At 58.3% G+C, this 4,125-nt stretch carries 5 protein-coding genes; all 5 read left to right on the forward strand.

The genetic code is table 11. The annotated features are described in order from the left end of the window. Positions 1–112 precede the first annotated feature (112 nt). Positions 113–490: a hypothetical protein gene (locus tag Q0349_RS01190; protein ID WP_298078951.1), complete on the forward strand. Its 378-nt coding sequence runs from the start codon at positions 113–115 to the stop codon at positions 488–490. A gap of 109 nt (positions 491–599) precedes the next feature. Then, a complete protein-coding gene (locus Q0349_RS01195) occupies positions 600–875 on the forward strand; it encodes a hypothetical protein (RefSeq protein WP_298078952.1) in 276 nt (91 codons plus the stop codon). 145 nt (positions 876–1,020) lie between these two features. Further along, positions 1,021–1,284 carry an AbrB/MazE/SpoVT family DNA-binding domain-containing protein gene (locus Q0349_RS01200; RefSeq protein WP_298078953.1) on the forward strand — a complete coding sequence of 88 codons (264 nt, stop codon included), beginning with the start codon at positions 1,021–1,023 and terminating at the stop codon, positions 1,282–1,284. Beyond that, positions 1,281–1,616, forward strand: a complete 336-nt coding sequence (locus Q0349_RS01205; protein WP_298078954.1) for a type II toxin-antitoxin system PemK/MazF family toxin — start codon at positions 1,281–1,283, stop codon at positions 1,614–1,616. Before Q0349_RS01200 ends, Q0349_RS01205 begins: the two co-directional genes overlap by 4 nt. Before the next feature lie 131 nt (positions 1,617–1,747). After that, the coding region (locus Q0349_RS01210) for a DUF2958 domain-containing protein (RefSeq protein WP_298078955.1) at positions 1,748–4,125 on the forward strand (2,378 nt) is incomplete at its 3' end.

Below are 4,125 nucleotides of genomic sequence, written 5' to 3' on the forward strand. Positions count from 1 at the left end.
TATTTATTAAATTCATATAATTTCATATATTGCATTTTATTTCACTCCGTTTGGCAAATTGAGACTTGCACAAACACAACAATACAAGTGCTGAAAAAGACAAAGGAAATTCTTGATTTTCGTCTTTTCGCATTTTGACCTCACCGCTGCTTTGGCAGCACCTCACCCACAGGGGAAACGAACCCCTGCCGGGACTGTTCTCCCCTGTTTCTTCTTTACATTAACCCAGGAGCAGAATATGTCCCTTACCGCATCCGAAATCCGCGATCTCGCCAATCGTCAGTGGAGTGTCCTTCCGGGCACTCAAAGCGATAGCGTCAGCGATTTATGCGTTCTCGAATCTGGCGCAGGCTTTTACGTCGGTCGTGTTGAGTTCATGCCAGGTGGCTATGAACTTCCCTACTGCCGCGAAAGCGGGTATTACCCTTCCCGCGAAAAGGCAGAAAGCGCGCTTGAATTTCTGCGCGAACTCGAACACGGGCCGGAATAACCTGCCGCGCCTTCTCAATTCCTGATGCAGCCCGCTGCATCGCCTCCCACAGGGGAACACTTCCCCTGTGGCGGTGTTCCCCTTTTCTTTCAAGCAAACGGAGAACACCATGAATTCCCGTACTTATATGCTCCACACCGATCCCGGCCACGGCTGGCTGGAAGTGCCAATGACAGAATTGCGCCGTCTCGGCATTGCCTGGAGCATTTCCTCATGTTCATACCGCTATGGCGGTATCGCATACCTCGAAGAAGACTGCGATGCGCCGCGCTTCGTTGAGGCTCTACGTGCGCAAGGCATCGAAGTCAAATTCGTGCCGCGCTACCAGGAGGTAACACCCATCCGGCGCTACCCTCATTACTGGTGCGAGGCCATGACCGGCTGATGCCGCATCACCACATTTCACTTCAACCCCACGGGGAATACTGTCCCGTGGCGGTGTTCCCCTTTTTCTTTCAAACAAACGGAGAACACCTATGGAATCTTGTTTTATCGGGTTATACTGGAGTAAAACCAATCCGGGAATAACCATGTCAACCACAATCCTCACCATCCGCAAAAGCGGCAATGCCAGCATTGTTTCCCTGCCCAAGCTGCTGCTGGAACAACTCGGCGTCGGCATTGGCGACAGCTTCAATGCCACCCTTCAGGACGGCAAAATTATCCTTGAGCCGTCCAAAGCGGAGGAACTGACGCTGGAGCAAATACTGGAAGGGATTACACCAGAGACTTACCAGACGGCAGAAGACCAAGACTGGATGCATATGCGTCCGGTCGGGAAGGAATTGCTATGAGCCGCTATATTCCGGAACGGGGTGACATCATCTACATTGACTTCGACCCGGCCAGCGGACGCGAAATCCAGAAGCGCCGTCCGGCTTTGGTGGTCAGCTCGCAACTGCTCTCCCGACAGACCGGCTTTGCCCTGGTTTGCCCAATTACGTCCACCCGTCGCGGCAACAATGCGGAGGTGGATATTGATGGCGAAATCATCAGCGGTGTGGCCATTTCCATCCAGCTCAAATCCCTGGATTATCGCGAGCGCAAAGCCGAGTTTGTCGAAAAGGCAGATCAGGCGACTGTCGCCAGAATGAGTATGCTGCTGCAAAAGCTCGTTGCCATCTGATTCGTTAACCTGAACACACCGTAGCGTCCGCTACGGTTTTCTTCATCGCGGCCTTGCCGCCCAACCCCGTGGGGAACCCTTCCCCGCCGGGGTGGTGTTCCCCTTTTCTTTTCCCTGAACTGGAGAACACCATGAATCCCAATATTTCTGGCGCTGCTTCGCCTAATATCGCTGCGTCCCCCTATGGCGACGTGACCCGCGCCGATGTTGCAGACCTGCTCGGCGCCGCTCGCCTCGCTGCCTTGCGCGCAAACAGCAAGCATTGCCACCAAAACGGCCATGACCCGCAACCGGTCGTGCATCTCTATCTACCCGGCAGCAGTCACCAGTGGCTGCTCACCGAAATCCACACCGAGGATGATGTCGCCTTTGGCCTCTGTGACCTCGGCGCCGGATTCCCGGAGCTTGGCTATGTTGATTTGCGCGAAGTGCTGGCGGCAGCCGCTTCGGTGAATGCGGAACTGCGCTGCAATCTGGCCTTCCGTGCGATTGCACCGCTGTCCGAATATGCCGAACAGGCACGCCGCGCACAGCGCATTGTCCTCTCCTGGCAAGGTGCGCCTTCGCCCTGGCCGGATGCAGAGGACGCCGCTACGGCAAGCCCTGTACCAGCAGGCGCAAATACGGCTGCTCCTGATGCGGCCACCGACGTGTCCATTGCTGATGCAGTGATGTGCAATACGGCCATTGCGGATGCAGGCGTCGACGCACCAATCGCTGATGCAGACAAAACGGACGACGGCGACGTCATGCCGCTGGCCCAGTTCCTTGCCGAGTTCGGCGAGCCGCTGATGGCGCAAATTAACCGGCAAACCCCGGTGGTCTATGACGGCCGGCACGACAACTGGCAGGACGACGTCCTCGCCGGGCTGAAACGGCAGCCGTTCCCCGCGCAGAAACACCGCATCCACGCCTGCTACGCCGGACTGGTCACGCACGGCCTGCCAGCGGTATTCCTCAATGGCGAAATGGGCACCGGCAAAACCCTGATGGGCGTCTGCGTTTCGGCGCTGATGCAGCACGAATGCTCGCGCAAGCCCGTCCTCGTTATCTCGCCGCCGCACCTTGTTTACAAATGGCGCCGCGAAATCCTCGACACCGTGCCGCAGGCAATGGTGCATGTCGTCAACGGCAGCAATGCCATCGGCGAACTGATCCGCTTCCGCCGTGCCTTGGTGGAAGGACGGCTTGACCCGAAACGGGTGCATTACCTCATCTTTGGCCGGGTGCGGATGCGCATGGGCTTCTACTGGCGACCCGCTTGCTGGAAGCGTCCCTACCGCTTCACCATGACCAATGACAAGGGCGAGCGAACCGTCGGCAGCTACGATGCCGTTGCCTGCCCTGGCTGCGGAGCATACCAGCGCAACAGCGCCGACGAACCGATACTGGCCACCCCGGAATGGGGAACGGAGCAGCGCAAAAGCTGCCAGCAATGCCAGCAGCCGCTGTGGACGATGCGTCACCGCGAAAGCGAAGACGAAACGGCGGAGCGCAAGCTGCGCAAATTCCTCCTGCAACTGCCCGGTATTGGCAAAGTGAGCGCCGACCGCCTGATTGACACCTTCGGCGTTGAGATGCTGAGCCGCATCATCGACGACAACGTGCAGGATTTCGTGAACCTCTGCGACAGCGAAGGCAACTTCGTTTTCAAGGACAAACACGCGGCCGCGCTGGAAAAAACGCTGGGACGGCTGGAATTCGCGCTGCGCATGATCAGCTACCAGCCGAGCGAATACGTCAAACGCTACTTCCCGCGCAAAGCCTTCAGCCTGGCACTCATCGACGAGGCGCACGAGTACAAAAATGCCGGTTCCGCCCAGGGGCAGGCAATGGCCGTGCTCTGCAACGAAGCCGAGAAGGTGCTTTGCCTCACTGGCACGCTGATGGGCGGTTACGCCTCCGACCTGTTTTACCTGCTGTTCCGGGCAATGCCCGGGGTGATGGTGCAGATGGGCTACGGTGCCAACCGGCACAACTCCTTCGCCGCCGCCGAAACCCGCTTCATGCGCCAGCACGGCTGCCTAATAGACGTCTTCAGCTACAGCGGCGACCAAAGCGAATCCTTCCAGACCGCACGCGGCAAAAAGACCACGCTGCACGTGAAGAAGGCACCGGGATTCGGGCCAATGGGCATTGCGCAGTTCATCCTGCCGCACACCGTCTTCATGCGCCTGACCGACCTGGGCGAAGGCATCCTGCCGGCATACAACGAAGAAACGCGGATGGTGATGATGAGCGGCGCCATGCTGCAACACTACCGCGTGCTGAAACTGAAGCTGACTGCCGCCCTCGAAGCCGCGCTGGCACACCGCGACAACCGCCTCACCGGGGTGGTCATCAACGCGCTCTTGCGCTGGCCGGATACCTGCTTCCGTGCGGAGCAGGTGACCCATCCGGGTGAACGCAGCATCATCCTCGCCGAAGCCCCGTCACTGTGCGACGACGACACGCCCACGCCAAAAGAGCAAGACATCCTTGACGTTTGCCTGCAAGAAGAACGGCTGGG

The organism is uncultured Cardiobacterium sp., from assembly GCF_938028185.1.
Taxonomy (GTDB): domain Bacteria; phylum Pseudomonadota; class Gammaproteobacteria; order Cardiobacteriales; family Cardiobacteriaceae; genus Cardiobacterium.